This window comes from Lelliottia sp. WB101 (assembly GCF_003051885.1).
Taxonomy (GTDB): domain Bacteria; phylum Pseudomonadota; class Gammaproteobacteria; order Enterobacterales; family Enterobacteriaceae; genus Enterobacter; species Enterobacter nimipressuralis.
In genome coordinates this window covers 1,879,909-1,902,070 of the sequence record NZ_CP028520.1, presented here as the reverse complement: position 1 = coordinate 1,902,070, position 22,162 = coordinate 1,879,909, and the positions used below count along the sequence as shown (strand labels likewise).

General features: G+C 54.2%; 19 protein-coding genes and 1 pseudogene. 11 read left to right on the top strand and 9 right to left on the bottom strand.

Annotated features, from left to right (window positions below; genetic code table 11):
* Window positions 1–221: 221 nt before the first annotated feature.
* A complete protein-coding gene (locus tag DAI21_RS09110) occupies window positions 222–1,238 on the top strand; it encodes a LacI family DNA-binding transcriptional regulator (protein ID WP_107702910.1) in 1,017 nt (338 codons plus the stop codon).
* Here DAI21_RS09110 and lysA read toward each other — a convergent pair.
* Window positions 1,230–2,492 carry a diaminopimelate decarboxylase gene (lysA, locus tag DAI21_RS09105; RefSeq protein WP_102104679.1) on the bottom strand — a complete coding sequence of 421 codons (1,263 nt, stop codon included), beginning with the start codon at window positions 2,490–2,492 and terminating at the stop codon, window positions 1,230–1,232. The genes DAI21_RS09110 and lysA overlap by 9 nt on opposite strands.
* A gap of 122 nt (window positions 2,493–2,614) precedes the next feature.
* On the opposite strand from lysA, the gene DAI21_RS09100 reads away from it, so the two are divergent.
* A complete protein-coding gene (locus tag DAI21_RS09100) occupies window positions 2,615–3,535 on the top strand; it encodes a LysR family transcriptional regulator (RefSeq protein WP_107702909.1) in 921 nt (306 codons plus the stop codon).
* 4 nt (window positions 3,536–3,539) lie between these two features.
* Here the strand turns inward: DAI21_RS09100 and DAI21_RS09095 are convergent, their stop codons facing one another.
* Window positions 3,540–4,232, bottom strand: a complete 693-nt coding sequence (locus DAI21_RS09095; RefSeq protein ID WP_107702908.1) for an aspartate/glutamate racemase — start codon at window positions 4,230–4,232, stop codon at window positions 3,540–3,542.
* A 136-nt stretch (window positions 4,233–4,368) separates the two neighbouring features.
* Between DAI21_RS09095 and DAI21_RS09090 the strand changes: the two genes are divergently transcribed.
* Window positions 4,369–4,692, top strand: coding sequence for a cupin domain-containing protein (locus DAI21_RS09090; protein WP_102104682.1), 324 nt, complete (start codon window positions 4,369–4,371; stop codon window positions 4,690–4,692).
* A 47-nt stretch (window positions 4,693–4,739) separates the two neighbouring features.
* Here DAI21_RS09090 and wzz(fepE) read toward each other — a convergent pair whose 3' ends face one another.
* Complete coding sequence (gene wzz(fepE), locus DAI21_RS09085; RefSeq protein WP_107702907.1) at window positions 4,740–5,870, bottom strand: LPS O-antigen length regulator Wzz(fepE); 1,131 nt, start codon at window positions 5,868–5,870, stop codon at window positions 4,740–4,742.
* A 546-nt stretch (window positions 5,871–6,416) separates the two neighbouring features.
* Between wzz(fepE) and DAI21_RS09080 the strand changes: the two genes are divergently transcribed.
* The 5 genes and pseudogenes from DAI21_RS09080 (at window position 6,417) to DAI21_RS09060 (ending at window position 11,836) form a co-directional block, all read left to right on the top strand.
* Window positions 6,417–7,307 (top strand): carbohydrate ABC transporter permease, encoded by an 891-nt coding sequence (locus tag DAI21_RS09080; RefSeq protein WP_100779065.1) that lies wholly within the window; start codon window positions 6,417–6,419, stop codon window positions 7,305–7,307.
* Window positions 7,300–8,202 (top strand): carbohydrate ABC transporter permease, encoded by a 903-nt coding sequence (locus DAI21_RS09075; RefSeq protein WP_100779064.1) that lies wholly within the window; start codon window positions 7,300–7,302, stop codon window positions 8,200–8,202. The genes DAI21_RS09080 and DAI21_RS09075 overlap by 8 nt, the downstream gene beginning before the upstream one ends.
* A 12-nt stretch (window positions 8,203–8,214) precedes the next feature.
* Entirely contained in the window at window positions 8,215–9,342 is a 1,128-nt protein-coding gene (locus DAI21_RS09070; RefSeq protein ID WP_107702906.1) for an ABC transporter ATP-binding protein, read from the top strand.
* Between the two features lie 14 nt (window positions 9,343–9,356).
* Window positions 9,357–10,642: pseudogene (locus DAI21_RS09065) on the top strand (ABC transporter substrate-binding protein).
* 66 nt (window positions 10,643–10,708) lie between these two features.
* A complete protein-coding gene (locus tag DAI21_RS09060) occupies window positions 10,709–11,836 on the top strand; it encodes an oligogalacturonate lyase family protein (protein WP_107702905.1) in 1,128 nt (375 codons plus the stop codon).
* 39 nt (window positions 11,837–11,875) lie between these two features.
* Here DAI21_RS09060 and DAI21_RS09055 read toward each other — a convergent pair whose 3' ends face one another.
* The 3 genes from DAI21_RS09055 to kduI form a co-directional block, all read right to left on the bottom strand.
* On the bottom strand, window positions 11,876–13,294 hold the full coding sequence (locus DAI21_RS09055) for a sugar porter family MFS transporter (RefSeq protein WP_255409579.1): 1,419 nt from the start codon (window positions 13,292–13,294) through the stop codon (window positions 11,876–11,878).
* 310 nt (window positions 13,295–13,604) lie between these two features.
* Window positions 13,605–14,366 carry a 2-dehydro-3-deoxy-D-gluconate 5-dehydrogenase KduD gene (gene kduD, locus DAI21_RS09050; RefSeq protein WP_100779059.1) on the bottom strand — a complete coding sequence of 254 codons (762 nt, stop codon included), beginning with the start codon at window positions 14,364–14,366 and terminating at the stop codon, window positions 13,605–13,607.
* A 63-nt stretch (window positions 14,367–14,429) separates the two neighbouring features.
* Complete coding sequence (kduI, locus tag DAI21_RS09045; RefSeq protein WP_100779058.1) at window positions 14,430–15,266, bottom strand: 5-dehydro-4-deoxy-D-glucuronate isomerase; 837 nt, start codon at window positions 15,264–15,266, stop codon at window positions 14,430–14,432.
* 457 nt (window positions 15,267–15,723) lie between these two features.
* Here kduI and DAI21_RS09040 point away from each other — a divergent pair, with 457 nt between their 5' ends.
* On the top strand, window positions 15,724–16,899 hold the full coding sequence (locus DAI21_RS09040) for an oligogalacturonate lyase family protein (RefSeq protein WP_100779057.1): 1,176 nt from the start codon (window positions 15,724–15,726) through the stop codon (window positions 16,897–16,899).
* 178 nt (window positions 16,900–17,077) lie between these two features.
* Here the strand turns inward: DAI21_RS09040 and DAI21_RS09035 are convergent, their stop codons facing one another.
* From DAI21_RS09035 to DAI21_RS09025, 3 genes are all read right to left on the bottom strand, one after another.
* Window positions 17,078–17,761 (bottom strand): oligogalacturonate-specific porin KdgM family protein, encoded by a 684-nt coding sequence (locus DAI21_RS09035; RefSeq protein ID WP_100779056.1) that lies wholly within the window; start codon window positions 17,759–17,761, stop codon window positions 17,078–17,080.
* A gap of 324 nt (window positions 17,762–18,085) precedes the next feature.
* Entirely contained in the window at window positions 18,086–19,264 is a 1,179-nt protein-coding gene (locus tag DAI21_RS09030) for an acetyl-CoA C-acetyltransferase (protein ID WP_100779055.1), read from the bottom strand.
* A 94-nt stretch (window positions 19,265–19,358) separates the two neighbouring features.
* Entirely contained in the window at window positions 19,359–20,225 is an 867-nt protein-coding gene (locus DAI21_RS09025) for a LysR family transcriptional regulator (RefSeq protein ID WP_100779054.1), read from the bottom strand.
* Between the two features lie 103 nt (window positions 20,226–20,328).
* Between DAI21_RS09025 and DAI21_RS09020 the strand changes: the two genes are divergently transcribed.
* Both DAI21_RS09020 and DAI21_RS09015 read left to right on the top strand, forming a co-directional pair.
* On the top strand, window positions 20,329–20,787 hold the full coding sequence (locus DAI21_RS09020) for a multidrug/biocide efflux PACE transporter (RefSeq protein ID WP_102104688.1): 459 nt from the start codon (window positions 20,329–20,331) through the stop codon (window positions 20,785–20,787).
* A gap of 118 nt (window positions 20,788–20,905) precedes the next feature.
* On the top strand, window positions 20,906–22,135 hold the full coding sequence (locus DAI21_RS09015) for an amino acid permease (protein ID WP_107702904.1): 1,230 nt from the start codon (window positions 20,906–20,908) through the stop codon (window positions 22,133–22,135).
* The last annotated feature ends 27 nt before the right edge of the window (window positions 22,136–22,162 follow it).

Below are 22,162 nucleotides of genomic sequence, written 5' to 3'. Positions count from 1 at the left end.
GGCATACCAAAAATAGCTTCAGGTCGCTCAGGGTTCTGTGATTCAACTCTCAATGCGGCCAGAGGTATTCCAAATCATGATTTTTCACCACTTTGGTATGCCAGTTACCCCGTTTTATGCTGAACCGTGATCGCGATAGGGATTTTCCCCTCGCCGTCTCGCTTATGCGCCTGAGGGTCTGTGATAAACTGCGGACGATTACGTGAATGCAGGAATGTCTAATGGCAACAATGCTGGATGTCTCACTACGCGCGGGTGTGTCGAAAGCCACGGTTTCGCGCGTGCTGAATGGCACAGGTCAGGTCAAAGAGAGTACGCGTCAGCAGGTATTTAACGCGATGGAAGAGCTGGGCTATCGCCCAAATTTCCTCGCGCAGTCGCTGGCGAACCAGACCAGCAACAGCATTGGTCTGGTGGTCTCAACCTTTGACGGTTTTTACTTTGGTCGTCTGCTGCAGCAGGCGTCGCGCCAGACGGAAACGCACGGCAAGCAGCTGATCGTCACCGACGGCCATGACGCGCCTGAGCGTGAAGAGCAGGCAGTGCAAATGCTGGCAGACCGCCAGTGCGACGCCATTGTGCTGTACACGCGCTATATGAGCGAAAAAGCGATCATGAAGCTTATCAACAGCGTGAAAATGCCGCTGGTGGTGATTAACCGCGACGTCAGTCTGGCGCGCGATCGATGCGTGTTTTTCGAGCAGCAGGAAGCGGCGTTTAAAGCGGTCGATTATCTGATTAGCCAGGGCCATCGGGAGATCGCCTGCATTACAGTGCCGATTCATACGCCAACGGGTAAAGCACGTCTGATGGGCTATCGTCAGGCGCTGGAAAAACACGGCATTGCCTGGGACGATCGTCGGGTGAAGTATGGGGATGCGGGCATGACGCGGGGATATGAGTTGTGCAACGAGCTGCTCAGCGAGAAAGTCCCGTTTACCGCCCTGTTCGCCTGTAACGATGATATGGCGCTCGGATCGTCCAAAGCGCTGCATCAGGCCGGGCTGCATATTCCGCAGGACATTTCGCTGTTTGGTTTTGACGACGCGCCGAGCGCCAAATGGCTGGAACCCGCCCTCTCCACTGTCTATCTGCCAATCGATAATATGATCGTCACGGCTATAGATCAGGCGGTTCGGCTGGCTAACCACCAGCCGATCGAGACGATCCCGCCGTTTACCGGCACGCTCATGTTGCGCGATTCGGTCACGACAGGGCCGTTTTACACCTCAAAATAGTTCGAGCGCGAGCAGCTCTTCAATGGTCTGGCGACGGCGAATCAGCCGCGCCACGCCGTTATCGAACAGCACTTCTGGCAGCAACGGACGGCTGTTGTAGTTAGACGACATCGACGCGCCATACGCCCCCGTATCGTGCAGCACCAGGTAATCTCCCGGCGCAACGACAGGCAACGCGCGAGTTTCCACTTTACCCCCTTCCTGCTGGGTAAAGACATCGCCCGATTCGCACAGCGGACCGGCGACCACGGTATCAACCCGCGGCGCCTGCGTTAAATCACGACCATCCGCCGCCAGCGCGGTAATGTGGTGATAGCTGCCGTACATCGCCGGGCGCATCAGATCGTTAAAGCCTGCATCCACCAGCACGAAGTGTCGGCTCCCCATCGCCTTCACGCTGCGGACCTGAGTAACCAGCACACCGGACTCTGCCACCAGGAAACGTCCCGGCTCGATTTCCAGTTTGACCGCATGGCCCAGATGGGCGGCAATTTTATCGCGCGCCGCGCTCCAGAGGCCGTAGTAGTGATCTGTATCGATCGCCTCTTCCCCTTCGCGATACGGGATCGACAGGCCGCCACCGGCGGAGATCGCCTCCAGATCCTGACCGAATTCGATCACCTGGCGCACCATCGCGCCGCACACCTGCTCAAGATGACCGTAGTCGACGCCGGAACCGATGTGCATGTGAATGCCCACCAGCGTCAGGTTGTAGCGCTGCAGCACTTCCAGCGCCGCAGGGAGGTCGGTATACCAGATGCCGTGCTTGCTGTTTTCACCGCCGGTGTTGGTTTTCTGGCTGTGCCCGTGACCAAAACCTGGATTGACTCGCAGCCACACGCGGTGGCCCGGCGAAACTTGCCCCAGCTGTTCCAGCATATCCACCGAACCGGCGTTGACCGGGATCTGCAGCTCATGCACGCGGGCGAGCGTCGCGCTGTCAATCACGTCAGCGGTGAAGACAATCGCTTCGCTGTCGTGCTTCGGATCATACCCCGCCGCCAGCGCACGTTCGATTTCACCCAGCGAAACGGAATCCACTTTCACGCCCTGCTCGCGCATCAGACGCAGAATATGGATATTAGAGCAGGCTTTCTGCGCGAAACGCACCACGTCAAACTGATGCAGCGCCGCAATCTTTTCGCGAACGATCTGCGCGTCATAAACCCAGACCGGGCAGCCAAACTCAGCGGGTAAGCGCAGCAGGTTCTCGGCATTCAGATCGGTATCGGTACTGTTCAGTGGGCGTGGCATGGTGTTCTCCGGGTAACGTCATTTTTTTAACATTACGCCACAGCGCGAAGAGAATAAAAAATATCGTTTTATCGCGAGTCTATGCAAAAATGATATGGCTTACCGATCAAAACAGGTGCCCTATGCCCGCCGTTAACCTACGCCATATCGAAATTTTTCACGCGGTGATGACCACCGGTAATCTGACCGAAGCCGCGCAGATGCTGCACACCTCGCAGCCCACGGTGAGCCGCGAGCTGGCGCGGTTTGAAAAAGTGTTAGGGCTTACGCTGTTTGAGCGTACGCGCGGCAGGCTGCATCCGACGGTGCAGGGTTTGCGCTTGTTCGAAGAAGTTCAGCGCTCGTGGTACGGCCTGGACCGCATCGTCAGTGCAGCGGAGAGTCTGCGGGAATTCCGCCAGGGCGAGCTGTCGATTGTCTGCCTGCCGGTCTTTTCCCAGTCGTTCCTGCCGCCGCTGATTCAGCCGTTTCTCGCCCGCTATCCCGACGTCAACCTCACTATTGTGCCGCAGGAGTCGCCGCTGCTTGAAGAGTGGCTCTCGGCACAGCGCCACGATTTAGGCCTGACCGAAACCCTGGTCACACCTGCGGGAACGGAGCGCACTGAACTGCTGTCTCTGGATGAAGTCTGCGTGCTGCCTGAGGGCCACCGCCTTGCCAGCAAAAACGTGCTGACACCGGCGGATTTCCACGGCGAAAACTATATCAGCCTGTCACAGACCGACAGCTACCGACAGCTGCTGGATACGCTGTTCCAGGAACATCAGGTGAAACGACGGATGGTGGTGGAGACCCACAGCGCGGCGTCCATTTGCGCGATGGTGCGGGCGGGCGTGGGAATTGCGGTGGTGAATCCGCTCACGGCGCTGGACTATGCCGCAAGCGGGATTGTGATCCGCCGTTTTAGCATTTCCGTTCCCTTTACCGTGAGCCTGATTCGTCCGCTGCATCGTCCGGCGTCTGCGCTGGTCGATGCATTTACGGCGCATCTGGTGGAGCACTCCCACCGGGTGGAGCAGCAGTTACCGGACCTGCAAAACTAGCCACTTACGACAGCATAAACTCGACGGCATCGGCGGCATGAATTGCCGTGGTGTCAAAGACCGGGAGCGCGCTGTCGTCAGCCGGAACCAGCAGGCCAATCTCGGTGCAGCCAAAGATCACCCCTTCAGCGCCCTGCTCCTCGAGTTTATCGATCACGCCGAGATAATAGTGGCGGGAGGCGTCGCTGAAGGTACCGAGGCACAACTCTTCAAAGATGATCTGGTTGATGCGTGCCCTGTCGGCCTCGGAGGGGATCAGACTTTCAATGCCGAACTGTGACTCCAGCCGCCCGCGATAGAAATCCTGCTCCATGGTGTAGCGTGTCCCCAGGAGCGCCACGCGCGTCATCCCGCCGGCGGTTATGGCCCGCCCGGTGGCATCGGCGATATGCAGGAACGGCAGCGAGCAGCTTTCCTCAATATGTGACGCCACTTTGTGCATGGTGTTGGTACAGAGCAAAATGCCATCCGCGCCCGCACGCTCCAGCCCGAGGGCGGCTTGTGCGAGGATCTCCCCCGCTTTATCCCACTCGCCGCTGGCCTGGCAGGCCTCTATCTCATGGAAATCGACGCTGTGCAGCAGCAGGCTCGCCGAATGCAGGCCGCCGAGACGTTGTTTGATGCCTTCATTAATCAGGCGATAATAAGGAATGGTGGACTCCCAGCTCATTCCTCCCAGCAGACCAATCGTTTTCATATGTTCTCCTGTTCAGATTTCTCCAGTGAAGCAAACTTGTGATCCTGTTTCCAGTTATTTGGCTTGCCGTTTCCTTTTCACTCGCGCTGATATAAATTAATTAAAACAATGTTTCACTAATTAACAGGACACCACGATGTTTATTTTCCACAAAGAGACACAGCTTGAGGATCTGGGCAATGGCGTGACGCGTCGTATTCTGGCGCATGACGGCAAGATGATGGCGGTGGAAGTCAATTTTGAGCAGGGCGCGATTGGGCCGATGCACAACCATCCGCACGAACAACTAACCTACGTGCTCTCCGGCGAATTCGAGTTCACCATTGGTGAAGAGAAGCACGTGGTGACGGCGGGCGACACTCTCTATAAAGAGCCGCACGTGATGCACGGCTGCGTGTGCCTGAAACCTGGCACGCTGCTGGATACCTTCACCCCCGTGCGCGAAGATTTCCTGAAATAAATAAAAAAGGGCGGTCGTTACCCCGCCCTTCTCGTCATCAATGCGATTTAGTTCGTCGCCAGTTCATGCTCTGGTAGCGGTGAACGTGCATGCATTGCCTCACGAATCAGCACGCTGCCACAAGCCACGATTCCGCCGATCAGAGCGGCCAGGATAATGATCAGTGCCTTGCCCGGTCCGTCTTTTTTCACCGGCATCGACGGCGAAAGCTGATACTTGAACGGTTCGAAATTCACATCATTGATGGAGAGCTTCTCCAGCTGAGCCAGATGGTATTCGCGGTTCTGGAAATCGGCATTCAGCTCGGCCACATCTTTCAACGATTTCTCAATTCGCAGCTTCTGCGCAATCCCGTCCGCGCCCAGCGCGATGGAGTAATCAGGATCATCTTTTACCGCCTGACCGTTGCTGTAGACCGGCTTTTTGATTCCGGCGGCGTTCGCCACTTCCAGAGAGTAGTTAAGGCGCTGAAGATTGGTGTTATGGATCGTCGTCAGACGGACACGGTCCAGCTCCAGCCGCTCTTTTTCCATCTGCGTTTTCAGTTCCAGCGCGTTACGCACGTTGAGCATCGTCTCTTTCTCAACTATGGCAGAGATGTAATCGATGTACCCTTTCAGGACGATCTGCGCGTCTTGCGCCGTCGGCGCGCTAAAACTCAACGTCCATGACGCGTAGGGCGCTTTATCGGAATTTTTGGCTGCTGCGTTGTCGGTCGCGGTCATGCGTTCGGCAATATTCACCGCCGCGCGATGCAAGTCTTGCGGATCGATCTCAGCATCTTTTAACTGCGCCATCACGAAGGGGGAGGTCTTCAGATACTCTTCCAGCAGCGACTGAGACTGAAACTTTTTGATAAACAGGTTAAAGACGTCCGAACGCTTAACGCTGACATCGACATCCAGCACCTGCAGCGCGATCAGCATTTTCTGCACGTCACTCCACTGGGTTTGCTCCGCGGGAGTCACTACCGCTTTACTGGTCCACTTTTGCGGCATCAGGAAGGCGGCGATAAGCCCCACGACAGCAAAAGCGAAAACCACAGCGATAATCCGCTTTCTGGCGGCAAATAAGATTTCGAAGAGCCCCAGGAGGTCAATTTCTTTCTGGGCAACGACCGGGGGTGGATAACTGGCAAAATGCAGCTCCGTGCTTTTTTTGATATCCATAGCAGACATTCTAATTCTTCTGGTTGAGTTGCAGTGAAATCCTGCCAATCACAGTTAGGGGAAATGGATGATACCCGAAACTAAGAATCATCTGAATGCGCGTTAGCAAAAAATGAGGAATGCGCTACGAAATTTAGTAGTTAGTCGCAATGAGTTATTGAATGTTACAAAGACACATGTTTCACCCGTCACCGATCTCCTCCTTCGGCTTTTCTTCTGTCTAAAAGTCAAAATTGCCAGCCACCTCACCTTATTGAAACAGCGTTTCGACAGCGATCACATTTCCATCATTAATAGAATGACGCAGAAACAAATCGCAATAAAATAAATTAAAACGATGTTTTACAAATCAAGAACAACGGTTCGTTTGTTTTTGAAACCCAGACAAGGCGTGTCCAAATGGAATGATAAAACATCTTATTTATCAGCAGGTAAATGGAGTAGACCTCGTGCGACGCACACCGAACACTCGCTTCCCCGTCTCGTAAAACCGATGCGGGTAGCAGCACCACCAGCAGATTCCGTTTTAAACCATTGATTGCCAGGTAGGTATGTATGAATGAAAACAAAATGCTGGGGCTAGCGTGGATATCACCCTACATAATCGGGTTGATAATCTTTACCGCGTTTCCCTTTGTTTCATCTTTCTTTCTCAGTTTCACTGATTACGATCTGATGAGCCCGCCGGTATTTAACGGCATTGAAAACTACCGCTACATGTTTACAGAAGATACCCTCTTCTGGAAATCCATGGGCGTCACTTTTGCCTATGTATTTTTGACCATCCCGCTGAAGCTGGCCTTTGCGCTGGGAATTGCGTTTGTCCTGAACTTTAAATTACGCGGCATTGGATTCTTCCGAACGGCCTATTATATTCCGTCAATCCTCGGCAGCTCCGTCGCTATTGCCGTTCTGTGGCGCGCGCTTTTTGCGATTGATGGCCTGCTGAACAGCTTTATCGGCGTATTTGGTCTGGACCCGGTGAACTGGCTCGGTGAACCGTCTCTGGCGCTGATGTCCGTCACCTTACTGCGCGTCTGGCAGTTTGGTTCCGCGATGGTCATCTTCCTGGCTGCTCTGCAAAACGTTCCGCAGTCTCAGTATGAAGCGGCGATGATCGACGGCGCTTCCAAATGGCAGATGTTCATGAAAGTGACCGTGCCGCTCATTACGCCAGTGATCTTCTTCAACTTCATTATGCAGACCACCCAGGCGTTCCAGGAATTTACCGGTCCGTACGTGATAACGGGCGGTGGACCAACCTATTCGACCTATCTGTTCTCGCTTTACATCTACGACACCGCCTTCAAGTACTTTGATATGGGTTACGGCGCAGCGCTGGCCTGGATCCTGTTCCTGGTCGTCGCGGTCTTTGCCGCTATCGCCTTTAAATCTTCGAAATACTGGGTGTTCTACTCTGCCGATAAGGGAGGCAAAAATGGCTGATATTCAGGAACTCTCCACGGCGAGAAGCATCGCGGAACGCGAAGTGGCCCGCACGCTGCGCAAAGAGAAAATCAACGCCAGTATCCGCTACGTGATCCTGCTGTTTGTCGGCCTGCTGATGCTCTATCCGCTGGTGTGGATGTTCTCGGCGTCGTTCAAACCGAACCACGAGATCTTCACCACCCTGAGCCTGTGGCCCGCACACGCCACCTGGGACGGCTTTATCAACGGCTGGAAAACCGGTACCGAGTACAACTTTGGCCATTACATGCTGAACACCTTTAAGTATGTGATCCCGAAAGTGATTCTGACCATTATCTCCTCCACCATCGTGGCGTACGGCTTTGCCCGCTTCGAGATCCCCTGGAAGAAATTCTGGTTCGCCACGCTCATCACCACCATGCTCCTGCCGAGCACCGTACTGCTGATCCCGCAGTACCTGATGTTCCGCGAAATGGGCATGCTGAACAGCTATATGCCGCTGTACCTGCCGCTGGCGTTCGCCACCCAAGGGTTCTTCGTCTTCATGCTGATTCAGTTCCTGCGCGGTGTTCCGCGTGACATGGAAGAGGCCGCACAGATCGACGGCTGCAACTCCCTGCAGGTGCTGTGGTATGTGGTGGTGCCGATTCTGAAACCGGCCATTATCTCCGTCGCATTGTTCCAGTTCATGTGGTCAATGAACGACTTCATCGGGCCGCTGATTTATGTCTACAGCGTGGATAAATACCCGATTGCACTGGCTCTGAAAATGTCCATCGACGTCACCGAAGGTGCGCCGTGGAACGAAATTCTGGCAATGGCGAGCATCTCCATTCTGCCATCCATCATTGTCTTCTTCCTGGCACAGCGCTACTTCGTACAGGGCGTAACCAGCAGCGGAATTAAAGGTTAAGAGGGAAATATCATGGCTGAAGTTATTTTCAACAAACTGGAAAAGGTTTACTCCAACGGCTTCAAAGCGGTACATGCTATCGACCTGAAAATCGCTGAAGGGGAATTTATGGTGATCGTCGGGCCATCCGGCTGCGCCAAATCGACCACTCTGCGTATGCTGGCGGGTCTTGAGACCATCAGCGGTGGCGAAGTCCGCATCGGTGAGAAGATCGTCAACAACCTCGCGCCAAAAGAGCGCGGAATTGCGATGGTGTTCCAGAACTACGCGCTCTATCCGCACATGACCGTGCGTGAAAACCTGGCCTTCGGTCTGAAGCTCAGCAAAATGCCGAAAGATCAGATTGAAGCACAGGTCAACGAAGCCGCGAAAATCCTCGAACTGGAAGAGTTGCTGGACCGTTTACCGCGCCAGCTCTCCGGTGGTCAGGCACAGCGTGTGGCCGTGGGTCGCGCCATCGTCAAAAAACCTGACGTGTTCCTGTTCGATGAACCGCTCTCCAACCTCGACGCCAAGCTGCGCGCCTCGATGCGTATCCGTATTTCTGACCTGCACAAACAGCTGAAGAAATCCGGTAAACCGGCGACCACCGTTTACGTCACCCACGATCAGACGGAAGCGATGACCATGGGCGACCGCATCTGCGTGATGAAACTCGGTCACATCATGCAGGTGGATACCCCGGACAACCTCTACCACAAACCGAAAAACATGTTCGTGGCCGGGTTTATCGGCGCGCCTGAGATGAATATTCGCGCCACTCGACTGGTCGATCAGCAGGGCCGTCTGGCGCTGAGCATCGGCGATGAAACGATGCCATTAAGCGAAACCCTGCACGACAAAGTGGTCGGCCATCAGGCGCAAGACACCTTCTACGGCATCCGCCCGGAATTCGTCTCTGTCTCTGACGAGCCGTTCGCAGAAGGTAGCTGCAGCGGCGAGCTGGTACGCGTAGAGAACATGGGTCACGAGTTCTTCGTCTACCTGAAAGTCTCTGATTACGAACTGACTGCCCGAATTCCTTCCGATGAAGCTAAGCCTATGATTGATAAAGGACTTCATCGTAAGGTGTATTTCAAGTTTGATATGAATAAGTGCCACATTTTTGATGCAAAAACTGAACTGAACATCTCAATCTAACTGGAGTTATAAAAATGAAAAAAGTGCTTTTAAGCGCAGCAATCTCCGCTACCCTGGGCCTTACTGCTTTGCCATCGATGGCGCAAGATGTTGATTTACGTATGTCCTGGTGGGGGGTAATGGCCGCCATCAGGTTACCCTGAAAGCGTTAGAAGAGTTCCACAAACAGCACCCGGACATTAACGTCAAAGCCGAGTACACCGGCTGGGACGGCCACCTGTCGCGTCTGACCACCCAGATTGCAGGCGGCACCGAGCCGGACGTCATGCAGACTAACTGGAACTGGCTGCCGATCTTCTCGAAAACCGGCGACGGCTTCTACGATCTCAACAAAATGAAAGACGTGATCGACTTAAGTCAGTTCGATGCCAAAGAGCTGCAGTCCACCACTGTCGACGGCAAGCTGAACGGTATCCCGATCTCCGTGACCGCGCGCGTGTTCTATTTTAACGATGAGACCTGGAAAAAAGCGGGCGTCGAATACCCGAAAACCTGGGACGAGCTGAAAGCCGCCGGTAAAGCCTTTGAGAGCAAACTGGGTAAACAGTATTACCCGGTGGTCCTGGAACATCAGGACACCCTGGCACTGCTGAACTCCTACATGATTCAGAAATACAACGTTCCGGCCGTTGACGAAAAAGCGAAAAAATTCTCCTACAGCAAAGAGCAGTGGGTGGAATTCTTCCAGACTTACAAAGATCTGGTGGATAGCCACGTGATGCCAGACACCAAATACTACGCGTCATTCGGCAAGAGCAACATGTACGAAATGAAGCCGTGGATCCAGGGTGAATGGGGCGGTACTTACATGTGGAACTCCACCATTAACAAGTATTCCGACAACCTGAAGCCACCGGCGAAACTGGAGCTGGGCAGCTACCCAATGCTGCCAGGCGCAACGGATGCGGGCCTGTTCTTCAAACCGGCGCAGATGCTCTCCATCGGTAAATCGAGCAAAAACCCGGAAGCCGCAGCAAAAGTCATTAACTTCCTGCTGAACAGCAAAGAAGGGGTGGATACGCTGGGTCTGGAGCGCGGCGTGCCGCTGAGTAAAGTGGCGGTGAAATACCTGACAGAAGACGGCACAATCAAAGAGAACGATCCGGCCGTCGCGGGCCTGCGCCTGGCGCAGTCTCTGCCAGCTAAACTCTCTGTCTCGCCATACTTTGACGACCCGCAGATCGTGGCGCAGTTCGGCACCTCCCTGCAGTACCTCGACTACGGTCAGAAATCCGTGGAAGAGACCGCAACCGACTTCCAGCGTCAGGCTGAACGTATCCTGAAACGCGCGATGCGCTAATTCCTGTGACCTTCCCTACCCTGCTACCTCCGGTGGCAGGGTATTTTTTTATCCGGAGAACACGCTATGAAAGGCAAAATCATCCCGCTGAATTTTCGCACGCGCCAGGACAGTGTAACGGGGCACGAGGTGATACGGATGACGCCCCCGCACATCATTTGTCATCGCAACTACTTCTATCAAAAGTGTTTTACTCAGGACGGCAGCAAGCTGATTTTTGGCGGCGCGTTTGAGGGCCACTGGAACTACTACCTGCTGGATATCGCCAGAGAGCAGGCCACCCAGCTCACCGACGGGGCGGGTGATAACACCTTTGGCGGGTTCTTATCTCATGATGATAACGCGCTGTGGTATGTGAAAAACAACCGCGAACTGCGGCGCGTCTGTCTCGACAGTTTCGAAGAGCAGATTGTGTATGCGGTCGACGACGAGTGGGTGGCGTATGGCACCTGGGTCGCGAATTCAGACTGCACAAAACTGGTCGGGGTCGAAATCAAAAAGCGTGACTGGCAGCCGTTGACCGACTGGAGCAAGTTCCGCGCGTTTTACTTTACCCAGCCCGAATGCCGCCTGATCAATATTGATCTACGCACCGGCGAGCAGCAGGTGATTTTGCAGGAAAAACGCTGGCTCGGGCATCCGATCTATCGTCCGTTTGACGACAGCACAGTGGCGTTTTGCCACGAAGGACCGCGCGATGCCATCGACGCCCGCATGTGGCTCATCAAACACGATGGCAGCCAGCTTCGCAAGGTGCGCCAGCATGCGCCGGGGGAAAGTTTTACCCATGAATTCTGGGTGCCGGATGGTTCCGCACTCTATTACGTCGCGCACAAGGAGAACGATCCTCAGCGCTATCTTTGCAGCGCCGATCCGCTGACGCTGGAAAATCGTCAGCTGATGGCAATCCCGCCCTGTTCGCATCTGATGAGTAACCACGACGGCTCGCTGATCGTGGGCGACGGCGCGCCGCACAATACGGGTGATATCAGCCTGAACGATCCTTTTATCTGGGTATTTAATATTGCGACCGGAACGCAATACGCCGTTTGCCAGCATAACACCAGCTGGAAAGTGCTTGATGGGGACCGCCAGGTGACGCATCCACACCCGTCGTTTTCGCCGGATAATCAGTGGGTGTTGTATACGTCGGATGAGGAAGGGATGCCGGCGTTGTATTTAGCGCGAGTGTAAAAAAAGCCCGGCAGGCGTAGCGCCGCCGGGCAGCAAAAATCAGACGCCGATATTGCGTAACTTCTCCCCCGCCATCAGCTTGCGTTCGATATGTTCCAGCGTGACGTTTTTGGTTTCAGGAATCAGCCAGAAGGTGATGCCGATAAACGCCACATTCAGCACCGTATAGAGCCAGAAGGTTCCCGCTGCGCCGATGGAGTCGAGCAGCGTCAGGAAGGTCGCGCCGATAATCATGTTCGACACCCAGTTGGTGGTAGTGGAACAGGTGATACCAAAGTCGCGGCACTTCAGCGGTTGAATTTCCGAGCACAGGATCCACACCACCGGCGCAGCGCTCATCGCGTAACCCGCGATGCACATCATGGTCATGCCGACGGAGAGCCAGGAGAGACTGCTGGAGGCCGTGCCGTTATCGAACTGCATCAGACAGTAGCCGAGGATCAGCGTTCCGAGCGCCATCACGCTGAAACCAATTTTCAGCGCCGGTTTGCGCCCCGCTTTATCGACGGTAAATACGGCGATAAAGGTGGCGAACATAAAGGTCAGGCCCACCACCAGCGTGGCGATCATCTGCTGTTCGGTGGTGGTAAAACCGGCCATTTTGAAAATGCGCGGCGCGTAATACATGATGATGTTCATCCCGGTAAACTGCTGCATCGCCTGCAGCAGCATCCCAAGAAATACCGCGCGGCGCACGTTGCGGTTGGCTTTAAACAGCGACCAGCCGCCCTGCTTCAGCTTCAGGCTTTCGCGGATTTCATTCAGCTCTTCGCGCGCTTTTTCCGAGGTATCGCGCAGCATCCGCAGCACTTCTTCCGCCTCCACGTGGCGCCCCTTTTGTGCCAGCCAGCGCGGGCTGTTTGGCAAGAAAATCACCAGCACCATCAGCAGTACGGCGGGGAGCGCCAGCACGCCCAGCATTGCGCGCCAGTTGCCGCTATAGCTGAAATAGGTATCCGAAAGAAATGCCAGCACGATACCCAGCGTCACCATCAGCTGGTACATGCTGATCATTTTACCGCGCACGTTTTCACTCGCCATTTCAGAGAGGTAGAGCGGGGCCGTGTAGGATGCAATCCCCACCGCTACGCCCAGCAGCACCCGGGAAAGCAGTAACGCTTCAACGCCTGTGGCAAACGCGGAACCGAGCGAACCGGCGACAAACAGCACTGCCCCCACCATCAGGCTGTATTTGCGCCCCAGCCGGAAAGAGAGCCAGCCGTTGAACAGGGCACCCAGCGCCGCGCCGAGCATCATGCTGCTCACCACCCACTCCTGCAGACGGCTGCTAAGCGTAAAGTGGTCGGTGATAAACGGCAGCGCACCGGCGATCACGCCGATATCCAGCCCAAACAGTAAACCGGCCACCGCCGCTGAAACGGACACGAACAGATTCATTCTGCGGGTATCGCGCAGGGCGCGGGGCATAAAGGTAGAGTCATTGATAGATGTCATAATTTCCTGCCTGAACAGCGTTAAGACGTTAACTGAAATTACGAGAAAGCCAGCAAAAGTGTCAGGCTGTTAGACGCGAAGTTATGGATTATTTGGCTGGGCAGTAGCGATCTGTGATGGACATTACAATTTCAACTCTGGGTAATTAATCACCATTTATTATTAATGCATTAATTTATAAGCAATAAAGTTGTGATATGCATCCATCATGGATTTTCACTATGGATTTTATGACTTTGCGAATATGGACAAGCTGATTTTTTGGCAAAAAAAACCTCCGCACCAGGCAGAGGTTTTCTTTATAAGGCGAGAATTAACGCGCCAGCCAGCCACCGTCCACCGCAACGGTGTAGCCGTTGATGTAGTCAGATGCCGGGGAGGCCAGGAAGACAATCGGCCCCATCAGATCGCTTGGCAGACCCCAACGGCCCGCCGGGATGCGGTCGAGAATTTCCGCGCTACGCTGTTCATCCGCACGCAGCTGCTGGGTGTTGTTGGTCGCCATATAGCCTGGTGCAATCGCGTTGACGTTGATGTTGTGCTTCGCCCACTCGTTTGCCAGCAGACGGGTCACGCCCATCACGGCGCTTTTTGACGCGGTGTAAGACGGCACACGGATGCCACCCTGGAAAGAGAGCATGGAGGCGATATTGATGATCTTGCCGCCGTTACCCTGGGCGATAAAGTGTTTCGCCGCCGCCTGAGACATGAAGAACACGCTCTTAATGTTCAGGTTCATCACGTCATCCCAGTCGCGCTCGCTGAAGTTGATCGCGTCTTCACGACGAATCAGACCGGCGTTGTTGACCAGCACATCGATATGACCAAATTCAGCCACGGCGCGATCCAGCAGTTCAGGGATCACGTCGATTTTGCGCAGGTCCGCAGTCAGGCTCAGGAAGCGACGACCCAGCGCAGTCACGCGCTCGATGGTTTCAGTCGGTTCAACAATGTTGATCCCCACGATATCACAGCCCGCTTCCGCCAGACCCAGCGCCATACCCTGGCCCAGACCGGTGTCACACCCGGTTACGACCGCTACTTTACCCTGCAGAGAAAATGCATCCAGAATCATGTTTGTTCCTTAATCTTTCAGAGCCTGTCACGAACAGGCAGGTTTATGCTTCACTGCCCGCGACTAGCGCAGATCCTTAACAGCGACGTGGTCCATGTCATCGAAGACCTGATTTTCACCGACCATACCCCAGATGAAGGTATAGGCTTTGGTGCCAACACCGGAGTGAATGGACCAGCTCGGCGAAATCACGGCCTGCTCGTTTTGCATCACGATATGGCGCGTCTCTTGTGGCTGCCCCATCATGTGAAACACGCAGGCGTCTTCGTCCATATTGAAATAGAAATACACTTCCATGCGGCGCTCATGGGTATGGCACGGCATGGTGTTCCACAGGTTGCCTGGGTCCAGTTCGGTCAGGCCCATGCTGAGCTGGCAGGTTTCCAGCACATCAGGAACGAAGTATTTGTTGATGGTGCGGCGGTTGCTGGTGAGGTTGTCACCGAGGGTGACTGGCGCAACATCCGCTGGAGTGACTTTTTTGGTTGGGTATGCCGTATGCGCCGGTGCGCAGTTGTAGTAGAACTTCGCCGGTTTGCTGCTATCGATGCTTGCGAACACCACTTCCTGCGCGCCTTTGCCGACATACAGGGCATCGCGGTGACCGATTTCATAGCAGGTGCCGTCTACCGTGATAGTGCCCGGTCCGCCGATGTTAATCACACCCAGCTCGCGACGCTCCAGGAAGTAGCTGACGCCCAGCTGTTTACCCACTTCGCCACCCACGGAAACGGTTTTGGTGGTTGGCATGATCCCGCCGACGATGATGCGGTCGATGTGGCTGTACACCATGGTGTATTCATCAGCCACAAACACCTTCTCAACTAAAAACTCATCGCGCAGACCCTGAGTATCCAGTGTTTTAGCGTGCGCGCTGTGGATGCTTTGTCTGACGTCCACATTTACCTCCAGAATTGATCGTGCCCGAGGGCAAGGATGATTAACGAAACAACGTTCCGTTTTCTCTATGAGCACATAGTATCCGCTGCGAAATGGGTTTTCAATTACATTTAAAACGATGTTTCACTTTTTCTGCATCTTAATAACAGAAGTGTAGTTTGGATCACGATTGTTAAGCGTTGACAGGGATACAGAGGTGGCACACGGAAAACAGGTGCAGAATATTTATCATAGTAAACAATCAATTATAAAACCTTTAAGATTTGACCGCAGAGAAAACATTCCAGGTTCAAAATCAAAGATAGCCCTCACGACAAACAATTATTCTTACAAAGTGCGCCATCAGTCACACACATTGAAACGATGTTTTGATAATTTAACACTCAGTTTTTAACTTATCTCACATTCAGATCTGACTGGCAGAAAGTATCCTGCGGTCATATTAAAGGAGCGCATCATGGCTAAAGGTATGCGGGTCAAGCTGAACTATGACGTCAGCCGCGATCCGGATACAGGCGTGGAAATTACCCGCCTGACCCCACCGGAAGTAACCTGTCATCGAAACTACTTTTATCAGAAGTGCTTCTTTAATGATGGCAGCCATCTGCTGTTCGCCGGAGAGTTCGACGGCCACTGGAACTACTATCTGCTGGATCTGAAAAAAGCCGAAGCGGTGCAGCTGACGGAAGGCGCGGGTGACAATACGTTTGGCGGTTTTCTCTCGCCGGACGATAAGTCCCTTTATTACGTCAAAAACGACCGCACTCTGCTGGAAGTGAATCTGGACACGCTGGTCGAGCGCGAAGTGTATCGCGTCTCCGACGAGTGGGTCGGCTACGGCACCTGGGTCGCCAACAGCGATTGCACCAAACTGGTCGGGATCGAGATCGCCAAAAGCGACTGGACGCCACTGAACGACTGGAAAATTTTCCATGACTTCTTCCACAAAGGGCCACACTGCCGCCTGCTGCGTGTGGATCTGAAAACCGGTGAAAGCGCGACCATTCACGAAGAGAAAAACTGGCTCGGCCACCCTATCTATCGCCCGTTCGACGACAATACTGTCGCCTTCTGCCACGAAGGCCCGCACGACCTGGTGGATGCGCGGATGTGGATGGTGAACGAAGACGGCAGCAATGTGCGCAAAGTGAAAGAGCATGCCGAAGGCGAAAGCTGCACGCACGAATTCTGGGTGCCAAACGGCTCTGCGCTGGTGTATGTCTCGTATCTGAAAGGTCAGCAGGGTCGCACCATTTACAGCTTTAACCCGGACACCGGCGTCAACGACGCGGTCATGCAGATGCCAGCCTGTTCTCATTTGATGAGCAACTTTGACGGCACGCTGCTGGTCGGCGACGGTTCTGGTACGCCGGTGGATGTGAAAGACACCAGCGGTTACACCATCGATAACGATCCTTATCTGTACGCCTTTGACGTGGCGAAAAAAGCGCACTTCCGCATCGCCCGTCACGATACCTCCTGGGCCACCGTGGCAAACAGCCGGCAGGTGACCCACCCGCATCCATCCTTTACTCCGGATGATAAAGCGGTGCTGTTCAGTTCCGATAAAGACGGCAAACCTGCTCTCTATATCGCGAAACTCCCCGAGCAACCTGAAATGTTGCATGCATGATTTAAGTTAGTGTTTCTGTAACTGGCCTTGCCCTCCTCCTGGAGGGCTTTTTTTTGGTTTGAAGAACATCTGTTTGCTCGTGATTTCGACCCGACCAGGTGAATTCCCCCTGCCGATAGGCATAAAAAAACCGGCTCATGCGAGCCGGCTTTTTCCCGGAGGTACTGTTTATTATTTTTTAGAAGGAATATGCAACACCTAAACGGAAACGCGTCTGACGTTCGTCGGTCTCTTTCACGCCCACGTTGCCCACTTCCACATATGGCGCCCAGTTTTTATCCCATTTGTATGCCAGCTTAGCGTTATATTCGTTGGAGTAATCTTTATTATTATTACGAATCATCCCTTCTGAACTCTTCGCGTAGACATAGTTCAGCTCGGTACGGAAATCACCCATTACCCAGCCTACCCACGCATCGCCACGGTTAACTTTATCGTCGTCTTTATTTGAGCTTGAAGGATAGCGCGTATATTCGTAACGATAACGGGCCGCCACATAGAAGCCACTGTCGAAACTGTATTGCAAATGCAGATTCGGTTTATAGATGGTGCGGCTGTCATTACTTTCGATGGTAAATGCCGGTGTCAGCGCAATATTGTCGGTGGCTTTCCAGCGCCAGCTAATCTGGTCTTCGTGGCCGTTACCGACGACATCCGCAAAAGGCTGGTCGGCTTTATCGCCGCCTGATTTCCATTTTGCTTCAACGGAAAAACCTAAGCCATTGGCGAAGCGGTGTGACACGGAAACACGGTCGGCGTTTGAGCCGCTGTCGATGTATTCGTGACGTAAATCTACGGTAACAGCCTGAGCTGCGAAAGACGCACCAACGAGAGAAGCAAGGACCAGAGATTTTTTAAACATGACAAAACCCTCAAATAAAATTATGTTTCGTTTTTATGAAATTGCATTTTATTTTTTAAATAACGATATTTTAGTGATCGAGATCGTAATTATTTGTTTCAATTTTTTTGGCAAAGATCGACGTGACACCCATCAACAAACATCGGGTATTAAAAGGGAATTTCAGGTTTAAGATCACAAAAAGAGGATATTTGATCAGAATATGAAATTTCTGGATTTAACTGGAGGCTTTAGAATCATCTCATAAGCGTAAAAATAGATTTCAGCGCACACAAAAAAGCCTCCAATAAGGAGGCTTCTAAAAAGAGACCTATTTCAGTCCGGTTATCTTTCGATGGCGAGCGCCACGCCCTGCCCGCCACCAATGCACAAGGTCGCTAGCCCTTTGCGGGCATTGCGCTTGGTCATCTCATGCACCAGCGAAACTAAAATACGGCAGCCGGATGCGCCAATCGGGTGCCCAAGCGCAATCGCCCCACCGTTGACGTTCACCCGGCTCGGATCCCACTCCAGCATTTTCCCCACCGATATCGCCTGTGCGGCAAACGCTTCATTCACTTCAATCAGATCCACATCGCTGAGCTGCCAGCCCGCGCGCTCAAGACAGCGGCGCGTGGCATATACGGGAGCGATGCCCATCAGGGCAGGATCGACGCCCACGCTGGCGAACGCTTTGATGCGCGCCAGCACCGGCAGATTCAACTCTTCGGCTTTGCTTTCGCTCATCATCATCACCGCCGCTGCGCCGTCGTTGATCGACGAGGCGTTGCCCGCCGTTACCGAACCGAGCGTTTCAAAGGCAGGATTGAGTTTAGCCAGCCCTTCCGCGCTGGCATCCGTGCGCGGCTGTTCATCCGTATCGATAATCAGCAGCTCGCCGTTGTGGCGCAGAGTGTCCACCGGCACGATTTCATCGCGAAAACGCCCTGAGTCGATGGCGGCACGCGCTTTTTGCTGTGAACTGAGCGCGTAGGCATCCTGAAGCTCACGGCTGATGCCGTATTCCCGCGCCAGGTTTTCTGCGGTCACGCCCATATGGTAATCATTGAATGCATCCCACAGGCCGTCATGCACCAGGCTATCGAGCAGCTGGCTGTTGCCGAGCTGTGCGCCGGTGCGGCTGTCCGTCAGGACGTGCGGCGCGCGGCTCATGTTCTCCTGGCCGCCGGCGATGATCACATCGGCCTCGCCGCACTGAATCGCCTGCGTCGCCAGATGCAGTGCTTTCAGACCCGAACCGCAGACGTCGTTGATGGTGATCGCCGACACGGTATTCGGCAGCCCGCCTTTCAGTGCCGCCTGACGCGCAGGGTTCTGCCCGGCACCCGCCGTCAGCACCTGGCCCAGGATCACTTCATCTATTTCATGGGCGGGAATTCCACTGCGTTCGACCAGCGCCCTGACGACCACGCTCCCCAGCTCCACTGCAGAATGGCGAGCCAGCGCGCCCTGGAAACAGCCGATTGCCGTACGCAACGCCCCCACGATCACGACCTCTTTCATCTCTACCTCTGCGCAAAATGACACCGCTGATAGTAGATGCATTGTTATCAACAATTAACGTAATTGTTTAAAAAAAGTGAGTTTTGTCACAGGATTAGCGCGCGTCCTGCAGATACTGGCGCAGCCAGCTTCCGGCGACGCCTGGCGGGCTTCGTTTGTTCCACAGAAGATCGATGGCGATGGTGCGCGGCCAGCCGGGAACGTTGATTTGTACCAGGCTTTTCGCCGCGGCGAACTCTTCCACCAGCGCACAGGGCAGCGCGCACCAGCCGAAGCCCTGCACCGCCATGCTGAGGAGCAGCAAATAGTTAGGCGCAGACCAGATGGGGCCGCGCACCTGGGTGGTTTCCCGTTCCAGATAAGTGCTCAGCTGCAGTTCGCGCCAGCCGTGCAGCTCATCCACCTCCACTCTTCCCTGCGCCGCTAGCGGGTGGGTGGTGGCAACATAGATCGCCATCTGGGTTTGCATCGGCAGGCGGATCACGCCGATCCCGGTGGGATAAATATCGCGCGCTTCCGTAAGGCCGACCTGCGCACGCTCTTTTTGCAGCAGATCGATGACGTCCTCTTCCTCGCCAATCAAACACTCAAATTCCGTGTGCGGAAAGCGCTTGTCGAACTGGATCATCAGATCCTCCAGCACGTCCGGGTTGAGCGTGTCCGAGAGCACAAAGGTCAGCCGCGCTTCCGTCTGGGCAGTCAGGGAGACGGCCAGTTCGTCCAGACGCGCACTGGCGGCCAGAATCGACTGCACGTAACCCAGCACCTGCTCGCCCTGTTCGGTTAACACTGGCTGACGGGCGGATCGGTCAAACAGGGCAAATCCCAGATCTGCTTCCAGATTGGCAATCGCGGTGCTGACAGTGGACTGGCTTTTGCGCAGGCGTCGCGCCGCAGCGGAGAACGAACCGGTAGCCACGGTTTCGACAAAAGCGGTAAGGGCTTCGGGAGAGTAGCGCATGATGTATCTATTTTATCGATGGATAGTATCTTTTATATATCACAAATTACGATAAAAATAGGCCACATCAACGCCCATTCCGGCGAATTCATGAGGTCAGGTTATGCAACACAATGTACAAAAACGAAAACTGCCGGAGCGTATCTTCCACGCGGTGTGCTTCGAAGGGATTGCCACGGCAATTCTGGCGCCTACCGCCGCCTGGTTAATGCAGCGTTCGATGATGGAAATGGGTGGACTCACCATCATCCTGGCGACCACAGCGATGGTCTGGAACATTATCTATAACTATGGATTTGACCGTTTGTGGCCCGTTCACCGCGTAACCCGCACGGCAAAAGTGCGTGCGTTCCATGCTCTGGGCTTTGAGTGCGGCTTTATCGTAATCGGGGTGTCGATCGTCTCGGCGGTGCTCGGCGTAACGCTCCTGCAGGCATTTACCCTGGAGATCGGTTTCTTCCTGTTCTTCCTGCCGTACACCATGTTCTATAACTGGGCGTACGACACGCTGCGCGAAAAAGTCATCAAGCGCCGCCAGCAACGACGCGCCCTGGCGAACTAATCCCTCTAAGGCCGGAATTTTCTTCCGGCCTGACCTGCGACGTCAACTGCGCCTTCAACGCATAATTATGGTAAATTACCCTCCTTTTTGTTCGTTTTATAGTTGATACGTTGCTCTAATGTCGAAAATTTGGTCAAAAGAAGAGACTCTCTGGAGTTTCGCCCTCTATGGCACTGCCGTGGGCGCAGGAACCCTGTTCTTGCCCATTCAGCTCGGCTCCGCAGGCGCGATTGTCCTGCTCATTACGGCCCTTGTGGCTTATCCTTTAACCTACTGGCCGCACAAAGCGCTGGCCCAGTTTATCCTGTCGTCAAACGCCAAAGGCAGTGAAGGGATCACCAGCGCGGTGACGCACTACTACGGCAAAAAGATCGGCAACCTGATCACCACGCTCTATTTTGTCGCCTTCTTCGTGGTGGTGCTGATTTACGCCGTGGCGATCACCAACTCGATAACAGAACAGCTGGCGAAACATCTGACCGTCGACACCACCGTGCGCGTGCTGGTGAGTCTTGGCGTGGTGATGGTGCTGAATCTGATCTTCTTAACGGGCCGTCATATCACCCTCAAGGTGATGGGTTTTCTGGTCTTCCCGCTGATCGCCTACTTCCTGTTTGTGTCCCTGTATCTCACCGGCAGCTGGCAGCCGTCGCTGCTGACCAGCCAGATGGCGTTCGATCAGCACACGCTGCACCAGGTATGGATTTCTATTCCAGTGATGGTTTTCGCTTTTAGCCATACGCCAATCATCTCCACTTTCGCCGTCGACAGACGTGAAAAGTACGGTGATGCGGCCATGGGTAAATGCAAAAAAATCATGAAGGTCGCGTACCTGATTATTTGCCTGAGCGTGCTGTTCTTTGTCTTCAGCTGCCTGCTGTCGATTCCGCCGTCGTACATTGTGGCGGCCAAAGAAGAGGGCGTGACAATTCTCTCGGCCCTCTCGATGATGCCATCTTCCCCGGCATGGTTGGGTATTTCGGGCATTGTGGTGGCGATTGTGGCGATGTCGAAATCTTTCCTCGGCACCTATTTTGGGGTCATTGAAGGGGCGACGGAGATCGTTAAATCGTCGCTGCATCAGGTGGGCATTAAGAAGAGCCGCGCCTTTAACCGCGCGGTATCAATCATGGTGGTGTCGTTTATTACCTTTGTGGTCTGTTTCATCAACCCGAACGCGATTTCGATGATTTACGCCATCAGCGGGCCTTTGATCGCCATGATTCTGTTCATCATGCCGACGCTCTCCACCTATCTTATCCCGACGCTGAAACCTTATCGCTCTTTCGGCAATCTGCTGACGCTGATCGTCGGCGTGCTGTGCGTGTCGGTCATGTTTGTCGGTTAGCCCTCATGCAGGCCCGGTGAGCGCTTC